This is a genomic window from Skermanella mucosa, from assembly GCF_016765655.2.
GTDB classification, from domain to species: Bacteria; Pseudomonadota; Alphaproteobacteria; order Azospirillales; family Azospirillaceae; genus Skermanella; species Skermanella mucosa.
Map to the genome: position 1 here is coordinate 419960 of NZ_CP086107.1, position 16122 is coordinate 436081.

The following is a 16122-nucleotide window of genomic DNA, read 5'->3' on the forward strand; positions in this document are numbered from 1 at the left end:
AATGGCGAGTCCGACGGTATTCACGGCGATCCAGCGACTGGTCCACGGCCGCGGCGTCATCGCCCAGCTTCCGGCCGAGATCGACCGACTGCACGCGCGCAAGATCCTCATCGTCACGGACCCGGGCCTGGTGAAGGCCGGGATCGCCCCGCGCGTGACGGAACTGCTGGGCGGGCGCCGCGGCGATCTCTTCACCGAGGTCGAACCGGACCCGAGCATCGAGACGGTCATCGCCTGCGCCGAAACGGTGCGCCGGGAAGGATACGACCTGATCGTCGGCCTGGGCGGCGGCAGCGCGCTCGACGTGGCCAAATGCGCCTCGGTCCTGGCCCGCAACGAGGGCGACGTGGCGCAGTACCTGGGGATCGACAAGGTCGAGCGCCCCGGCGTGCCGAAGATCCTGATCCCGACCACGTCGGGAACCGGCAGCGAGGTCACCAACGTCGCCGTCCTGAGCCTGAAGGCCGACAAGACGAAGAAGGGGATCGTCAGCCGCCACCTTCTCGCCGACACGGCCATCCTGGACCCCGAGCTCACCCTCGGCCTGCCGCCGGCGGTCACCGCCTCCACCGGCATGGACGCGCTGACCCACGCGATCGAGGCCTATGTCTCCCGCTTCGCCCAGCCGCTCACCGACGACTTCGCGCTGAAGGCGATCCGCATGATCGCCTCGTCGCTGCGGACGGCGGTCCATAACGGCCGGAACATCGAGGCCCGGGAGAGCATGCTGACGGCCAGCCTCTACGCGGGCCTTGCCTTCGGCAGCGCCGCCACCGGCATGGTGCACGGGCTGGCCATGCCCCTGGGCGGACGGTTCAACGTCCCTCACGGCGTCGCGAACTCGGTCCTGCTGCCGTACGTGATGCGCTGGAACATGGTAAGCGCGCTGGACCGCTACCGGGATATCGCCATCGCGATGGGGGAAAAGGTCGAACAGCTTCCCGTCCGCACGGGCGCCGAACGGGCCGTCCATGCCGTCGAGGCCCTGTCGCGCGACATCGGCATCCCGGCTTTCCTCGACGACCTGGACATTCCGCGCTCGGCCATCGCATCCCTGGCGTCCGACGGCATGACGAACAGCCGGCAGGTGCTGCCCAACCCTCGCGACGTCACCTACGAAGGCCTCGTCGGCATCCTCGAGGACGCCTTCAGGAAGGAAGCCTGACATGCGCATCCCCTCTTCCGTCTCGATGATCGAGGTCGGCCCGCGCGACGGCCTTCAGAACGAGAAGCAGATGCTTCCGACCGACGCCAAGATCGACCTCGTCCGCAGGCTCGCGGCCGCGGGATTCCGCGAGATCGAGGTGACCTCCTTCACGCACCCGAAATGGATCCCGAACCTGGCGGACGCCGAGGAGGTGGTCAGGGCCGTCGGCGATCTGGACTTCAAGGCCTTCGCCCTCGTGCCGAACCGCCGCGGGCTCGACCGGGCCGTCGGGGCCGGGATCGACGGCGTGACCTTCGTCTTCTCCGCCACCGACGGCCACAACAAGCGCAACCTCAATCGGACGACCGAGGACTCGATCAGCGAGATCCTCGTCCTGGAGGATGAGACGCGGCGCATGGGACTGGATACGCGCATCTCGCTCTCGGTCGTCTTCGGCTGCCCCTTCGAGGGCGATGTCCCGGAGGAACGGATCCTGGCGATCGTCGGACGGCTCGCGGACGCCGGCTCCACCCGGATCGGGCTGTGCGACACGATCGGCGTCGCCGACCCGGCGCAGGTCCACCGCCTGTGCGCCCGCCTCATCGGGCAGTTCCCGGCGGTCTCGTTCGAGCTTCATCTCCACGACACCCGCGGCCGGGCGCTCGCCAACATGCTGGCGGGCCTCGATGCCGGGATCACCACCTTCGACGCGGCGGTCGGAGGACTGGGCGGCTGCCCCTATGCTCCCGGAGCCACCGGCAACCTGGCGACCGAGGACGCGGTCTCTATGCTGGCCGCCATGGGCGTGCGGACGGGGATCGACGAGGGCGCCCTGCTCCACGCGGCCTCCCTGCTGGCCGACTGGCGGGACCGCCCCCTGGACAGCGCCACGTGGCGGACCAGCATGGCCTGCAAGGCCGCCTGAGATGCCCATAACCCGCCGGCGCGCGGCAACGAAGAACGAGCGAGAAACAGGATGACACCCAGCACCCCCCATGAGTCCCAGGGCACCGGCAAGGACGGCCTGGTCCGCTACGACATGCTGATCGGCGGCGAATGGACGGCGGCCCGGTCCGGCGAGGTCTTCGAAACCCAGAACCCCTACACCGGGAAGACCTGGGCGCTGATCCCGCGCGGCGGCGAGGCGGACGTGGACCGCGCCGTCGAGGCCGCCCACGCCGCCTTCAACGGCGACGCCTGGAGGTCGATCAACGCGACCGGACGCGGAGCCCTGCTGCGCAAGCTCGGCGACGCCCTGGCCGACCATGCCGAGCGCCTCGCCCATATCGAAGTCCGGGACAACGGCAAGCTCCTGACCGAGATGCTCGGCCAGACCAACTACATGCGGCAGTGGTACTATTACTTCGGCGGCCTGGCCGACAAGGTCGAGGGCGCCGTGCTGCCGATCGACAAGCCCGGCAACTTCACCTACATCCGGCACGAGCCGATCGGCGTCGTCGGCGCCATCATCCCCTGGAACTCCCCGCTGTTCCTGACCGCCTGGAAGCTGGCCCCGGCACTCGCGGCCGGCAACACCGTCGTCGTGAAGCCGTCGGAGTTCACGTCCGCCTCCATGCTGGAGTTCGCCCGGATCTTCGAATCCGTCGGCTTCCCGCCCGGCGTCCTGAACGTCGTGACCGGCTTCGGCGCGGAGGTGGGGCAGCGCCTGGTCGAGCACCCTCTGGTCTCCAAGATCGCCTTCACGGGATCCGAGACCACGGGCAAGCGGATCTACCAGGCCGCGGCGGCGACGCTGAAGCGCGTGACCCTGGAACTCGGCGGCAAGTCGGCGAACATCGTGCTCGCCGACGCCAACCTGGACAACGCCGTGAAAGGCGTCGTCTCCGGCATCTTCGCCGCCAGCGGCCAGACCTGCATCGCCGGCTCGCGCCTGCTCGTCGACCGCCGGATCCACGACGAGTTCATCGGCCGGCTGGTGGCGTTCGCGCGCACCGCGACGCTCGGCGACCCGATGCTGCCGACGACCCAGGTGGGCCCGGTCACGACCAAGCCGCAGCTCGAGAAAGTCCTTTCCTACCTGGACATCGCGCGGAACGAGGGGGCCGAGGCCGTGCTCGGCGGCCGGCAGCCGAGCGATCCCCAACTGAGCGGCGGCTGGTTCGTCGAGCCCACCATCTTCACCGGCGTCAACAACACCATGCGCATCGCCCGCGAGGAGATCTTCGGGCCGGTGCTCTCGGTCATCCCCTTCGAGGACGAGGACGAGGCCGTCTCGATCGCCAACGACTCACCCTACGGCCTCGGCGCCGGCTTGTGGACCGAGAGCATCTCGAAGGCCCACACGCTGCCGAACCGCCTGCAGACCGGCATGGTCTGGGTCAATACCTACCGGGCGACGAGCTACATGGCGCCGTTCGGCGGGTACAAGCAGAGCGGCATCGGGCGGGAAAGCGGACAGGATGCGATCAAGGAGTACCTGCAGACCAAGACCGTCTGGATCTCGACCGAGACCGAGGTGCCGAATCCCTTCGTGATGCGCTGACGTCGCGAGGGTGCCGGCGGCGGGCGCCGCTTGATCCTGCGGAACGAGGCGGCATCAACCACCGGGCTGTCCTGATCGGCAGGGGCGGAGACGATGGTCTGCGTGAGCAGGCCCTCGCTCCGTCCCTGCGGGCGGGCGTCGGTCCGAGACACCGGCGAGGAAGGCCGCCATGAACCGGAGTTCCGCCTGGAGGACCAGGCCCCGGCCCTCACGGGCGCCGCGCTGTTCCCGGAGTTCGGTTCCGGCAGTCGCCCGCGGAAGTCCACGGGCTTCGTCGCGTCAGTTGCCGCTGGCCTCGTTGCCGGTATCCATCGGCGAGATACGCCACACCGCTCCCTCGGTGCCGTCGTTGATGACGTAGACGGCGCCGTCCGTTCCTTGCGCCACGTCGCGGATTCGGCCCCCCAGGGGAATGCGTTCGGCCTCGCGCGCCGTGTCCCCGTCGAAGGTCACGCGGACGATGGCCGTGCCGCTCAGCGAGCCGATCAGCGCGTGGGCATCGTCAACTTGTTGGGCGGGAACCGAGGGTTGGACGCGCTTGACGGCGCACCGGGCAGGTGCGGGCTATGCGGCCAGCTGGATGCCGCAGATGTCGTGCCATGCCTCGAAGGCACGATCGCGATCGGCGCGGTAGTTGGTTGCGGTCATGCGGTGACGGGACAGGAGGAAGAGGTTGTTGATCGGGTCATGGGCGGACAGGAAGCGCTGGGCGTGCCGAGCCGACTTGAACCGTTTCATCTGCCGTTCCCGTCGTCGGGTTGGCTGGTGGGAGTTTTCCGCCCGGTTGTTGAGCCCCTTGTGCTGGCGGTGCTCGAAAAAACGCTGGAGAGTGTCAGGAATTTCGTGTGATGGCGGGCGGTTTCGCATGATCAGGCGAATGCCTTTGTGAAGCGCTCACCGAAGAGGACGGCGAACTGAGCCTTTGCCATGGCCCATTCGCGTGCCGGCATGGTCCACTGTTTCTCGGTCCTGTGCAAGACCAGGAAGATCAGCTTCAGGGCGGCATCGTCAGTCGGGAAGTGGCCTCGGGCGCGAACGGCCCGGCGGAGCTTGGCATTCAAGGATTCGATGGCGTTGGTGGTGTACAGGATGCGCCGGACCTCGGCCGGGAAGGCGTAGAACGGCACCACCTCGTTCCAGGCGCGGCGCCAGCACGGGCTGATGGCCGGATACTTGCGTCCCCAGGCGCTGTCCTCGAAGGCTTCCAGCGCGGCCTCGGCGGCCGTGGCGTCGATCGCCCGGTAGATGTCCTTCAGGGCGGCTGCGACGGCCCGGCGGTCCTTCCAGGAGACGAACTCCAGGCTGTTGCGCAGCAGGTGCACGATGCAGGTCTGGACCATGGCCTGCGGGAACACCGCCTGGATGGCGTCGGGAAAGCCCTTCAGCCCGTCGACCACGGCGATCAGGATGTCCTCCACGCCGCGGTTGCGCAGCTCGTTCAGGACACGCAGCCAGAACTTGGCGCCCTCGTTCTGCTCCAGCCACAGGCCGAGGATCTCCTTGGTGCCGTCGGCCCGCACACCGAGGGCCACGTGGACGGCCTTGTTGCGGACCAGTCCCTCGTCGCGGACCTTGACCCGCAGGGCGTCGAAGAACACCAGCGGGTAGACCGGCTCCAGCGGCCGGGCCTGCCAGGCGGCGATCTCGTCCAGCACGGCGTCGGTCACGGCGCTGATCAGGTCGGGCGAGACCTCCACGCCGTAGAGTTCGCGCAGGTGCCCGACGATCTCCCGGACGCTCATGCCGCGGGCATACATCGATACGATCTTGTCGTCAAAGCCGGGAAAGCGCCGCTGGTACTTGGCGATGAGCTGCGGATCGAAGGTCGCCCGCCGATCGCGCGGGATCTCCAGCTCCAGCTTGCCGGTGTCGCTCAGCACCGTCTTGCGGCCGTAGCCGTTCCGGCCGTTGCCGGCCTCGTCCTCGCCGGCGAGATGATGGTCCATCTCGGCATTCAGCGCCCGCTCGGCAAGCGCCTTCTTCAGGCCGTCCAGAAGGCCGTTCGGATCGAACGCGCTCTTCGCGTCGGACACGGCAAGAAGTTGGTCGAGCAGGGCGTCAGGGATGACGGGTGGTTTGCGACGAGCCATGCGGGATCTCCTTTTCTCCCAGTATGCCCGCCCTCACACGAAATTCCTGACACTCTCCGACGCGCCCCCCCCCCCCGCCCCCTGGGCACGATCTCCTTCTTCGCCGCCCCATATGAGCGCAGCTTGTCCGTGATCATGACCCGAGGCAGCCGGCACTGCCGCTTCAGCAGCTTGCGGAGCAACCGCTTGGCCGCCTTCTTGCAGCGCCGGCTCTGAACCAGCACATCGAGCACAACGCCGTGCTGGTCGACGGCGCGCCAAAGATGGTGCGTCTTGCCGGCGATCTTGAGCACGACTTCATCCATGTGCCACTTGTCGCCGGGCCGAGGCAGCCGTCGGCGGATGATGTTGGCGAACTCCTGACCAAACTTGAGGCCCCACTGACGGATCGTCTCATGGCTGACCACGATGCCGCGGAAGGCCAGCATCTCCTCGACCATCCGAAGGCTCAGGGGAAAGCGAAAGTACAGCCAGACGGTGTAGCTGATCAGATCCGGAGGGAAGCGGTGGCCGGCGTAAAAGGACTTGGTTGAGCTCGTCATGCCGGCCCCATAACCAACCCGAGCTGCCCAGGCAACCCGACCCGCCGCCAACTTGACGATACCTCCCCGCGCTCAGCACCAAGCTACCGGTGCGGATCTTCCCCGACATGCATAAAAACCAAACAAAATTATCAAGACCTATATGTTATTTTTCTATTAATATAAAAATGATACTAAGTATAGGCGCAATATATTGGTAAGATATTCTTAATCAGAGCACCCGTATTGTATTTGATGAGATATGAAGGGAAGATTTCTGATGTCTGCTGTTTTGAAGCCTCTCCCCCAGGAAGAATACTCCATCACCCCCCGTATTCTGGTGTGTGAGGACGATCCCTTGATCGCCTTGGGATGGGCGGAAATGCTAAAGGATGCAGGCTATTCGGTGGTCGGTCCGGCATACACGGCTGAGAAGGCACTGGAGATGGCATACCAGCATCTGCCTGACCTGGCTCTGCTTGACATCGATCTCGGAGGTGTCATCGACGGGATTTCCGTTGCTTCCGAATTGGCCCCCCTGGGAGTTCCCGTCGTCTTCATCACTGGCGACTACAAACGAGCCCCCCTGGAGGGGCGTGAGATGGCCTCGGACATCCTCATCAAGCCCGTTGCGGAGGACACCGTTCTGAACTCTGTGACGGCTATCTTACAAGATAGGTGGAACCGCTGAAGGGCCGCGACAGACCCTAGAACCGTTTCCGACCCACAGGCGGAAAACAACTCCGCCCTGTAAGCCATACTTAGCTAAAACTAAATAGGTATAAGCTGCCTCTCCGCTCTCGGGATACTCTCGCCTTGGCTGAGGCTGCCGAGGAGGCTTGACCATGACTGACCCAGTGGAGCAGCTGGCCCTGGATGTCATCCGCGTCCTGGATCAGAAACTGGAGAAGGCGGGCACCAAAAACAATTCTTATCCCTTCAGCTACGATCTAAGTAGGGAAACCATCAGGGCTGTAGCTGCTCAGGTGGTGGCGCACTATCAGCCCAAAGGCTTCATCTGTCGGCTGGATCTCAACCCTAATAACGTGGGTGTAAGAGCGCGCCTGAGGATAACTAAAGCAACTTAATAATTCCCCGTGCACGAGCTATCTGATTGAAAAAAATCCAATCATATCTGAGGTGTATTGAAAATACTGCCATTACATGCAAAATTATTTCGTATGTAGAATTAAGCGCACTGATATATCTAAGAAAATCAGGCCTGCTCTGCTCAAAGTGCATTAACCATAGCAACAAAGTGTACACCGGCCTGTTTGATAAGATCGAATAGTTCTAGATTTGTGAAAGACGATTACCCATTCGGCACTGCCCAACCAACGGAAGGGAGATCACCAGCATGCAGATCCTCGTTGTTGAAGATGAGGCCATCATTGCATTATATATTGGAATGACTCTTCAGGAAGCAGGTCATGAAGTCGTGGGGGTTGCGTCAAGCTTAGATGATGCTGTGAAGTTGCTGGATCAAAAAATTCCAGATATAGCCTTGATAGATATCAATCTCGGTAAAGATGAAGAGTAACCGGCCGATCCAGGCCGCCTTACAAGGATTTTGCTATCGAGATAGCTTACGTCGTTAACGACGTCGTTATGGACGTCAACAGCGAGGTGAGATATGCGGGTGGAGGTTCTGAATGGAAGTGAGCGCCGGCGTCGCTGGTCTTTGGACGAGAAGATGCGGATTGTCGCCGAGGCTGCCGCTCCCGGGTCGAGCGTCTCGGAGGTGGCGCGCCGGCATGACATCTCCCGGCAGAACATCTATCAGTGGCGCTGCGAGTTGAAGCGCAAGGCCGTCCATCCAACGGGCAAGGCCGTATTCCTCCCGGTCGAGGTGACGGAGGAGGAGCCGGGCCTGGGCGCCGGATGTGGCGGGGATGCGCCAAGCCACCCTGTCGAGATCGGGCTGCGCAGTGGCCGCACCCTGCGCTTTGCCGCCGACCTTCCGGATCGCGTTCTGATGCGGCTGATCCGGGTCGCGGAGGCGGCATGATCGGCCTGGGCACCGGCGTTCGGGTCTATCTCGCCTGCGGGGTCACGGACCTGCGCAAGGGAATCACCGGGCTGGCGGCGGTCGCGCAGGAGCACCTCCGGCAGGCCCCCGGCTCGGGTGCCGTCTTCGCCTTCCGGGGGCGTCGGGGCGACAGAATCAAGCTGCTCCACTGGGACGGCCAGGGGTTTTGTCTGTATTACAAGGTTCTCGAGCAGGGCCGCTTCCCCTGGCCGGCACCTTCGGACGGATCGGTACGGCTGACGGCGGCACAACTGGCAATGCTGTGGGAGGGAATCGACTGGAGGCGTCCCGCCTGGACTGCCGGACCGATGCGGGTGGGATGATTTTCCCTGTTCATGACTGATGAATACTGTCACCAGGGGCGGATTTTTGTTAGACTTGTTCCATGCCGCCGTTGCCCGATGCCCTGCCCGACGACCCAGCCGCCCTGAAGGCGATCATCCTTGCCCAGCGTGAGGAGATGGCCCGCGCCAGGGCCTCGGCGCTGGCCTTCGAGGCCCTGGTCCAGGCGCTCCGGATCCAGATCGCCAAGCTGCGGCGGCAGCGGTTCGGACCGAGTTCGGAGCGGATCGGCCGTGAACTCGAGCAACTCCAGCTGACGCTCGAGGACGTCGAGGTGGCGATGGCCGCCAACGACGCTTCGGCCGAACGTTCCGATGCCGATGACGCCGGGGAGGAGCCGGCATTGCCGAGGACCGAACCGCGCCGGCGGGGTAAACCGCGCCTTCGCGACGACGCGCCGCGCGAGCGGATCGTGCTCGATCCCGGCGACCACTGCCCCGACTGCCGCGGCCCGCTTCGTCTGCTCGGCGAGGACTTGTCCGAGGTCCTCGAGTTCGTCGCGGCCAAGCTCAAGGTGATCGAGACCAGCAGGCTGAAGAAGTCCTGCCGGCTGTGCGAGAGGATCGTCCAGGAGCCGGCGCCGTCCCGGCCGATCCGGCGGGGAATGGCGGGTCCGGCCCTGCTGGCCCATGTCCTGGTCTCGAAGTTCGACGATCACCTGCCCCTGTACCGCCAGGGCGAGATCTTCGCCCGGATGGGGGCCGACATTCCCCGGTCCACCCTGATCGACTGGTGCGGCCAGGCGGTCGCGGCGCTGCGCCCCCTGACCGAGCTGATCCGCGCCGAGGTCATGCGGTCGGACCGGCTGCACGCGGACGATACCCCAATCCGCGTCCTCGATCCCGGACGCCGCGCCGCCGAGGGCAAAACCCGCGGGGTCAAGGAAGGACGGATCTGGGTTTATCTCCGCGACGACCGGCCCTGGGGCGGAAGCGATCCGCCCGCCGTGACCTACTTCTTCTCGCCCGACCGCAAGGGCGAGCACCCGCAGGCCCATCTCGCGGGCTTCGAGGGCGTGTTGCAGGCCGACGCCTACGGCGGCTTCAGGAAGCTCTACCAGCCGGGCGCCGAGGGTCATCGGCGGATCCGCGAGGCGGCGTGCTGGGCTCATCTGCGCCGCGCCTTCCACGACGTCTGGAAGTCCACCGGCTCCCCAATCGCCCTTGAGGCGCTGGAGCGGATCGGCGTCCTGTACGACATCGAGCGCGAGATCACCGGGCGACCGGCGGAGGAGCGCCGCCGCATTCGGCAGGAGCGAAGCCGGGGTCCGGTCGAAGCCTTCCTGGCCTGGTGCGAGGACCGGCTCCGGCGCATTCCCGGCAAGGGCGACCTGCCAACCGCAATGCGCTACTTCCTCAAGCGCGTCGAGGCCTTCTCCCTGTTCCTCGAGGATGGGCGCGTGGCGATCGACAACAATCCGGCCGAGCGGGCGATCCGGCCGATCTCGGTGGGCAGGAAGAACTATCTCTTCGCCGGCTCGGACGCCGGCGGCGCGGTGATCGCGGACGCGATGACGATCATCGAGACGGCCAAGCTCTCGGGTCTCGATCCCGAGGCCTATCTCGCGGCCGTACTCGACCGCATCGGCGACCAGCTGGTCAGCCGCCTGCACGAACTCCTGCCCTGGAACTGGGCCTCCAGCGAGGCGCTCCGGGCACAAGCCGCCTGAAATGGCCGCGATCGGCTCCGTCTTCACCATCGCTCGCGTCGCCGACATGCTCGGCGAGGACGAGGATCTGCTGCACGAGGTCAGTCTCGACATGGAACCCGAGGACGGCGTCCTCTGGATCTACGGCGTCGGAGGCGAGGAAGTCCTGGCGTTCACTGCCTTCGGCATCGAGAGCCTGCGCGACCTCATACCCCTCTACAAAAAACCAGTCCCTGGGCCTTGAACGGCCGGTTACGATGAAGATGGGGTACATATCGCTCGGACACTTTCGTCTAGCTGGGGCGTAAGCTCTATATTCGTAAGCGCTCAAGATGAGATAGCGCGCCGGAACATGGATGCAGCGATAGGCTGGTTGAAGAAGCCATTTGCAACGAAGAGCCTTGTAGAAAGTGTCGAGGTAGCTCAACGGGTCCAGCAAGGCGTCATTCCCATCAGGGTACCAGAGGGGATGGACCTATTTGTGAGAGCTGCCTGAGCATGTCATTTTTCGTTTGAGCACTCAGAGGCCGCCATCGAGCGGCCGACTATCTCCCGCACGTTGGGCGTCAAGTGGCTTCACAGGGACCCGTCCACGCGCAGCTTGCGAGCATGGATGGGTGGAAGGGTGTTAATGCCCACTCCAAGAAACACCCTCATGGCTCTCCTCTGGTTGCTCCAGCAACCGGAGGAGATGCCCTCCCGGCGAGGGATCTTAAATCCTTACTTCCTTACACAAGGAAGCACAGAAACACGATAACACGCCAATCTGTATCGTCGTGCTTCCGTGAAATCACCTATACGCCCATTCCTGAAGCAGGCGTCGGGCGATGTCGGCAATCGATGTGTTGAACCGCGCCGGGTTTACCGGAGGCCCCATTTCTTGAGAGACTGGGGTCATCATGACGAAACAGGCATCACCCAAGTACGCCCCTGAAGTCCGCGAACGCGCGGTTCGGATGGTGTTCGATCACGAAGGCGAGCACGCGTCGCAGTGGGCGGCGATCAGCTCGATCGCGGCGAAGATCGGCTGCACGGCGGAGACGCTGCGGGGCTGGGTCCGGCAGACCGAGCGCGACCAGGGGAAACGGCCCGGCCCGACGACGGACGAGCAGGAGCGGATCAAGGCGCTGGAGCGCGAGGTCCGGGAACTGCGCCAGGCGAACGAGATCCTTCGCAAGGCATCGGCGTATTTCGCCCAGGCGGAGCTCGACCGCCCGTTCAGGAAATGATCGCCTTCATCGACGAGCAGCGCGCCGTCCACGGGGTCGAGCCGATCTGCAAAGTGCTGCCGATCGCCCCGTCAACTTATCACGCCCATGCCGCCCTGCGGACTGACCCGTCAAAGGCGCCGGCCCGCTGGCGAAGCGATGCGGAACTCAGCGTGGCTATCCGGCGGATCTGGGACGGGAACTTCCAGGTCTACGGGGTTCGGAAGGTCTGGCGGCAGTTGCGGCGGGAAGGCCTTGACGTGGCGCGTTGCACAGTGGCCCGGCTGATGCGGCGTATGGGGCTGAAGGGGGTGACACGCGGCAAGACGGTGCGGACGACGATCAGCGACCGGGCGGCACCGTGTCCGCTCGACCGGGTGAACCGCCAGTTCCAGGCGTCCTGCCCGAACGCCTTGTGGGTCGCGGATTTCACGTTTGTGGCGACTTGGCAAGGCTTCGTTTACGTGGCCTTCGTCATCGACACGTTTGCCCGGCGGATTGTCGGCTGGCGGGTCTCGCGCACCGCACACGCCGGATTTGTCCTGGATGCCCTGGAGCAAGCGCTTCACGACCGCCGTCCGGCCAAAGGCAGCGGCCTCATCCACCATTCCGACCGCGGGTCGCAATATGTCAGCATTCGCTACACCGAGCACTTGGCCGAGGCCGGTGTCGAGCCGTCGGTCGGCAGCGTCGGCGATTCCTATGGAGCTTCAGCTAACGCCGTAGGCGATACAACGCCTTGGCCGAGACGATCAACGGCCTCTACAAGACCGAGGTGATCCGACGCCGAGGGCCATGGCGCAACTTGGAAGCCGTCGAGTTCGACACCTTGGAATGGGTCAACTGGTTCAACCACCGGCGCCTGCTCGAACCCATCGGCAACATTCCACCCGCCGAGGCCGAAGCACGCTACTATGCTCAAACCGAGGACGTCGCCAGGGCGGCGTGACTCAACCAAATCGGCCTCCGGGAATCCCGGTGCGGTTCATGTCCTCCTCGGCCGCCCTGGCTTTCAGGCGCTTGTGCAGCGCTGGCTCGATGTCGATGGTCAAGTGTTTCAGCTTCACCTTCTCAGCCGGCTCCTGAGCCTGGGGAGGTGGTGCAGGCGGCGTCTCGGCGCCACCGGAGACAAACGCATCGGCTGCCACTGGATTGAACCGCGCCGGGTTTACAGAGCTGGCTCCGCTTGTCTGAACAGATTTTTCGGCTGATAAGTGGAGCGGCTGCCGGGTTCAGGCTGCCGCGATCTGCGGAAGCGGGTTGAAGTAGGCCTGATCGGGTGTTTGCCGGTCAAGGCTGGAATGAGGTCTGCGGGAGTTGTACAACGAAGCAACACAACGCCCATGGGACCGAGGTACGGGAAGTTCTTTATCCCTGGCATCCCTGGTTTGGCCGCGAGGTGCATGTTCACGAAGTCGTCAAGCGCGGCAACATGCCCGTGTTCTGGTGCAGTACGACGGCAGACCGGAAGGGACAATGTTTGGCGGTGCCCTCGTGGATGTTCGATCGCGCCGCATGCCTTCATCTTCACCCTGCCCAAGCGCCACAGGGAGCTATAGCGGAATTTGGGTGACGAGGTGTTCAGGCGGCGCTGTGTGATGTCGGCACGCTGACCTCGATGCCGTCGCGGAATTTGACGCCTTGGATGATCTTGGGCAACTGGTTTTCGCCCTGAAGTCGCCGCCAAGTTCTGGATGCTGCCGAGATCAGCTTGAAGACCATGAGCTTGGCAGTGTCCTGGGAAAGCGCCCCCTTGGTGCGGACCGTCCGGTGCCGGACTGTGGCGAAGACGCTTTCTATAGGGTTTGTGGTCCGCACGTGATCCCAATGCTCGGCCGGGAAGCTGTAGAAGGCCAGCAGGGCATCACGATCTTTGGTCAGGCATTCGACGGCACCGGAGTACTTGGCGCCGTACTTCTTCTCGAAGGTATCAAGGGCATGCTCCGCCGCCTTGAGGTCGGGCGCCATCCAGATCTCCCGCAGGTCCTGCTTGACCGCGGGCTGGAGCGATTTCGCCACCTTGTTGAGAACATTAGAACTTTTATGAAACCAGCAGCGCTGATGACGCGTGCCGGGGAAGACCTCGTCGAGCGCCTTCCAGAAGCCCAAAGCACCATCGGCGACCGCCAGTTCCGGGGCGATTCCCAGCCCGCGGGCCTTCAGGTCGATCAGCAGTTCGCGCCAGCTCTGGGCGCTTTCGCGGACGCCGACCTGGAAGCCGAGCAGTTCCTTTTTACCCTCCGGCGTGGCGCCGATCATCACCAGCATGCACTCGGCGGCAGGCTCCATGCGGGCCTGGAGGTAGACGCCGTCGGCCCAGACATAGACGTAGCGCCGGGCCGACAGGTCCCGCCGCTGCCAGCGCGCGTAGTCGTCCGCCCAGCTCTCCTTCAGCCGCGCGATGACCGCCGGTGACAGGTTGGGCGCGTCCTTGCCGAGCAGAACGCTCAGCGCCTCCTGGAAATCACCGGCTGAAACGCCGCGCAGATACAGGATTGGCAGCAGGGCGTCGAGACTGGTCGTCCGGCGCGCCCAGCGCGGCAGCAAGGCTGAGCTGAACCGGATGCGCTCGGCTGCCGGACCGGGAGCGCGATCACGGACCTTGATCCGCTGGACCTCGACCGGCCCAATCCCGGTCTGGATCATGCGCTCCGGTCCATGGCCATGCCGGACCAACCGGTCCCGGCCGTCGGCCAGCTTCAGGTCTTTGCTGGCAGCCAGGAAAGCCGCCACCTCGGCTTCGATGGCCTGCTCCAACAACTGGCGGGCTCCCGATCGGAGAAGGGCCGTCAGGGGATCATCGATCTCTTCGGGCTGGCGAAGCCGGACAATGCTGGTATCTTCGTTCATGGCGTAGCGCTCCCTCGTGGAGGTTCTGGCAGGCGTCAAGCACCTACCTCGTTACGCCACCTTCCTCACCTCGTCATCACCCAGTTTCCCCCATAGCTCTCGCCACAGATTGCGTCCGTCAAGCTGGTGTAAATTGGGAGGAGGCCATCAGCACCGTAGGTCAGGTCTTGGTCAGCGCGGCGAGGGCTGCTTCATCACTGGCGACCATGCCGGTCATGGTCTCAAGCGTCAGGTAACGATGTTGTAGTTGCCACTCGTCGTTTTGCTCGAGAAGTACAGCACCAACAAGCCTGCGAACACTGGCCTCGTTCGGGAAGATCCCGACGACATTGGTCCGGCGCTTTACTTCCTTGTTCAGGCGTTCGATCGGATTGGTCGAGTGCAATTTGCTACGATGGGGTTCAGGATAGTCCATGTAGGCGAGCACGTCGTGTTCGGCATCGTCAAGCAGGGCGGCGACCTTGGGAAAGCGTGGGCGGAGCTGATCGGCGACGTGGCGCCAGGCTTGTCCGGCAGTCTCGCGATCGGGCTGGACGAAGACCTGCCGGACAGCGGCCGAGACGACCGACTGCTGGCTTTTCGGCACATGGGCCAAGAGCGATCTCATGAAATGAACCCGGCACCTCTGCCAAGTGGCGCTCAGGACCTGGGTGATAGCCGCCTTGAGACCTTCGTGGGCGTCGGAGATCACCAGCTTCACGCCCTTCAGACCGCGACGGACCAGCCCCCGCAGAAACTCGATCCAGAAGGTGGCGGCTTCCGACTGGCCCAGGCCGAGCCCGAGGATCTCGCGGCGGCCGTCCTGGTTGACACCGGTGGCGATTATCGCCGCGATCGACACGATGCGGCCATTCTGGCGGACCTTGATGTAGGTCGCATCGAGCCAGAGGTAGGGCCACTCGCCGTCCAGCGGCCGCTCGAGGAAGGACAGCACGCGGGTGTCGATGTCCTGGCACAGGGCCGAGACCTGCGACTTGGAGATGCCGGTCATGCCCAGCGCCTGGACCAGGTCATCGACCTTGCGGGTGGACACGCCCTGGATCCACGCTTCCTGGATCACGGCCGTCAGCGCCTTCTCGGCGGTCTTGCGGGGCTCCAGGAAGGCCGGAAAGTAGGTGCCCTGGCGCAGCTTCGGGATCTTCAGGTCGAGCGTGCCGAGCCGGGTTTCCAGCTGACGATCCCGATGTCCGTTGCGGTATGTGGTGCGCTCGTCGGACCGCTCATGGCGCCCGGCGCCGATCAGGCCGTCGACCTCGAACTCCATCAGTCGCTGGAGCGTGTGAGCGGCGATGGCGCGCAGGAAGTCGCCATCGGTACTGGCCTGGATCTGGTCGAGCAGAAGTGTCATCGTATCCTTGGTCATCATGCCTCTCTCGGGGTCTGGTCTCGTGTCGCAACTCGACCTTACCTGAAGAGCGTGATGACCACCTCCACGTCGTTGCGGCCCCAGCGGCGGAGGGTTGAGGCGGCCCGGGCTCCGCTCTGCGAGCTCCACCCGGGCCGCCTCAACCCTTCAAGGGCCAATTTCCACCACTCCGTTGGACGTTACCTCGCCAACAGGTCGATCTGGCGGCACTGGATAATCTCAAAACACTGCTGTCGGACATCATCGGTCGAGTACCGTCGGCCGTTTCAGTGATAGGAGCAAGGCATCCCTCCCACCAGAGCCGAGGAGATGCCGATGCCACGCACGAACCTGCCGCTCCCAACCAGACAACTCAGCCTGTTTCCTCGGTCCTGCCCAGGACCTGATCGGACCAGCCTGCCCAAGGTGGCGCTCGACA

At 64.4% G+C, this 16122-nt stretch carries 15 protein-coding genes, 3 pseudogenes and 1 other annotated feature; of the genes and pseudogenes, 11 read left to right on the forward strand and 7 right to left on the reverse strand.

Translation table 11 applies throughout. The features are described from left to right. Window position 1: 1 nt before the first annotated feature. From JL100_RS31850 to JL100_RS31860, 3 genes are read left to right on the forward strand one after another with little or no spacing between them, the layout of a single operon-like run. Window positions 2–1165, forward strand: a complete 1164-nt coding sequence (locus tag JL100_RS31850; RefSeq protein WP_202685262.1) for an iron-containing alcohol dehydrogenase — start codon at window positions 2–4, stop codon at window positions 1163–1165. A gap of 1 nt (window position 1166) precedes the next feature. Continuing rightward, window positions 1167–2072 (forward strand): hydroxymethylglutaryl-CoA lyase, encoded by a 906-nt coding sequence (locus JL100_RS31855; RefSeq protein WP_202685263.1) that lies wholly within the window; start codon window positions 1167–1169, stop codon window positions 2070–2072. Window positions 2073–2123: 51 nt separating this feature from the next. Next, entirely contained in the window at window positions 2124–3650 is a 1527-nt protein-coding gene (locus tag JL100_RS31860) for an aldehyde dehydrogenase (RefSeq protein WP_407697043.1), read from the forward strand. Window positions 3651–3929: 279 nt separating this feature from the next. On the opposite strand, the gene JL100_RS31865 is transcribed toward JL100_RS31860, so the two are convergent. From JL100_RS31865 to JL100_RS31880, 4 genes and pseudogenes are all read right to left on the reverse strand, one after another. Then, the gene (locus JL100_RS31865; protein WP_202685266.1) at window positions 3930–4139 is read right to left on the reverse strand and encodes a PQQ-dependent sugar dehydrogenase; all 210 of its coding nucleotides are present in this window, start codon (window positions 4137–4139) and stop codon (window positions 3930–3932) included. A 75-nt stretch (window positions 4140–4214) separates the two neighbouring features. After that, window positions 4215–4463, reverse strand: a pseudogene (locus JL100_RS31870) (DDE-type integrase/transposase/recombinase); the annotation flags it as partial. A 56-nt stretch (window positions 4464–4519) separates the two neighbouring features. Next, on the reverse strand, window positions 4520–5740 hold the full coding sequence (locus tag JL100_RS31875; RefSeq protein ID WP_228421517.1) for an IS256 family transposase: 1221 nt from the start codon (window positions 5738–5740) through the stop codon (window positions 4520–4522). Between the two features lie 83 nt (window positions 5741–5823). Next, window positions 5824–6282 (reverse strand): annotated as a pseudogene (locus tag JL100_RS31880) (IS6 family transposase); the annotation flags it as partial. Between the two features lie 259 nt (window positions 6283–6541). Between JL100_RS31880 and JL100_RS31885 the strand changes: the two are divergent. The 8 genes and pseudogenes from JL100_RS31885 (at window position 6542) to JL100_RS31920 (ending at window position 12437) form a co-directional block, all read left to right on the forward strand. Continuing rightward, window positions 6542–6952: a response regulator gene (locus JL100_RS31885; protein ID WP_202685812.1), complete on the forward strand. Its 411-nt coding sequence runs from the start codon at window positions 6542–6544 to the stop codon at window positions 6950–6952. A 154-nt stretch (window positions 6953–7106) separates the two neighbouring features. After that, the gene (locus JL100_RS31890; RefSeq protein ID WP_202685811.1) at window positions 7107–7349 is read left to right on the forward strand and encodes a hypothetical protein; all 243 of its coding nucleotides are present in this window, start codon (window positions 7107–7109) and stop codon (window positions 7347–7349) included. 269 nt (window positions 7350–7618) lie between these two features. Then, entirely contained in the window at window positions 7619–7801 is a 183-nt protein-coding gene (locus JL100_RS31895; RefSeq protein WP_228421519.1) for a response regulator, read from the forward strand. A 93-nt stretch (window positions 7802–7894) separates the two neighbouring features. Then, window positions 7895–8269: an IS66-like element accessory protein TnpA gene (gene tnpA, locus JL100_RS31900; protein WP_228421521.1), complete on the forward strand. Its 375-nt coding sequence runs from the start codon at window positions 7895–7897 to the stop codon at window positions 8267–8269. Continuing rightward, window positions 8266–8613 (forward strand): IS66 family insertion sequence element accessory protein TnpB, encoded by a 348-nt coding sequence (tnpB, locus tag JL100_RS31905; RefSeq protein ID WP_202685791.1) that lies wholly within the window; start codon window positions 8266–8268, stop codon window positions 8611–8613. Before tnpA ends, tnpB begins: the two co-directional genes overlap by 4 nt. Before the next feature lie 62 nt (window positions 8614–8675). Then, complete coding sequence (tnpC, locus tag JL100_RS31910; protein WP_202685790.1) at window positions 8676–10301, forward strand: IS66 family transposase; 1626 nt, start codon at window positions 8676–8678, stop codon at window positions 10299–10301. Window position 10302: 1 nt separating this feature from the next. Further along, the gene (locus JL100_RS31915) at window positions 10303–10524 is read left to right on the forward strand and encodes a hypothetical protein (RefSeq protein WP_202685789.1); all 222 of its coding nucleotides are present in this window, start codon (window positions 10303–10305) and stop codon (window positions 10522–10524) included. A gap of 655 nt (window positions 10525–11179) precedes the next feature. Continuing rightward, window positions 11180–12437 (forward strand): annotated as a pseudogene (locus JL100_RS31920) (IS3 family transposase). Continuing rightward, window positions 11464–11580 (forward strand) — a sequence feature (AL1L pseudoknot). It overlaps the preceding pseudogene by 117 nt. Window position 12438: 1 nt before the next feature. Here JL100_RS31920 and JL100_RS31925 read toward each other — a convergent pair. From JL100_RS31925 to JL100_RS31935, 3 genes are all read right to left on the reverse strand, one after another. After that, the gene (locus JL100_RS31925; RefSeq protein WP_228421523.1) at window positions 12439–12636 is read right to left on the reverse strand and encodes a hypothetical protein; all 198 of its coding nucleotides are present in this window, start codon (window positions 12634–12636) and stop codon (window positions 12439–12441) included. Window positions 12637–13069: 433 nt separating this feature from the next. After that, window positions 13070–14338, reverse strand: a complete 1269-nt coding sequence (locus tag JL100_RS31930) for an IS256 family transposase (RefSeq protein WP_228420945.1) — start codon at window positions 14336–14338, stop codon at window positions 13070–13072. Window positions 14339–14498: 160 nt separating this feature from the next. Continuing rightward, on the reverse strand, window positions 14499–15701 hold the full coding sequence (locus tag JL100_RS31935) for an IS256 family transposase (protein ID WP_202685841.1): 1203 nt from the start codon (window positions 15699–15701) through the stop codon (window positions 14499–14501). Window positions 15702–16122: the final 421 nt, after the last annotated feature.

Bases quoted from the DNA above. Each gene is read 5' to 3' on its own strand.
- JL100_RS31850 (WP_202685262.1), top strand. From the start codon at position 2: ATGGCGAGTCCGACGGTATTCACGGCGATCCAGCGACTGGTCCACGGC.
- JL100_RS31855 (WP_202685263.1), top strand. From the start codon at position 1,167: ATGCGCATCCCCTCTTCCGTCTCGATGATCGAGGTCGGCCCGCGCGAC.
- JL100_RS31860 (WP_407697043.1), top strand. From the start codon at position 2,124: ATGACACCCAGCACCCCCCATGAGTCCCAGGGCACCGGCAAGGACGGC.
- JL100_RS31875 (WP_228421517.1), bottom strand. From the start codon at position 5,740: ATGGCTCGTCGCAAACCACCCGTCATCCCTGACGCCCTGCTCGACCAA.
- JL100_RS31885 (WP_202685812.1), top strand. From the start codon at position 6,542: ATGTCTGCTGTTTTGAAGCCTCTCCCCCAGGAAGAATACTCCATCACC.
- JL100_RS31890 (WP_202685811.1), top strand. From the start codon at position 7,107: ATGACTGACCCAGTGGAGCAGCTGGCCCTGGATGTCATCCGCGTCCTG.
- JL100_RS31895 (WP_228421519.1), top strand. From the start codon at position 7,619: ATGCAGATCCTCGTTGTTGAAGATGAGGCCATCATTGCATTATATATT.
- tnpA (WP_228421521.1), top strand. From the start codon at position 7,895: ATGCGGGTGGAGGTTCTGAATGGAAGTGAGCGCCGGCGTCGCTGGTCT.
- tnpB (WP_202685791.1), top strand. From the start codon at position 8,266: ATGATCGGCCTGGGCACCGGCGTTCGGGTCTATCTCGCCTGCGGGGTC.
- tnpC (WP_202685790.1), top strand. From the start codon at position 8,676: ATGCCGCCGTTGCCCGATGCCCTGCCCGACGACCCAGCCGCCCTGAAG.
- JL100_RS31915 (WP_202685789.1), top strand. From the start codon at position 10,303: ATGGCCGCGATCGGCTCCGTCTTCACCATCGCTCGCGTCGCCGACATG.
- JL100_RS31930 (WP_228420945.1), bottom strand. From the start codon at position 14,338: ATGAACGAAGATACCAGCATTGTCCGGCTTCGCCAGCCCGAAGAGATC.
- JL100_RS31935 (WP_202685841.1), bottom strand. From the start codon at position 15,701: ATGACCAAGGATACGATGACACTTCTGCTCGACCAGATCCAGGCCAGT.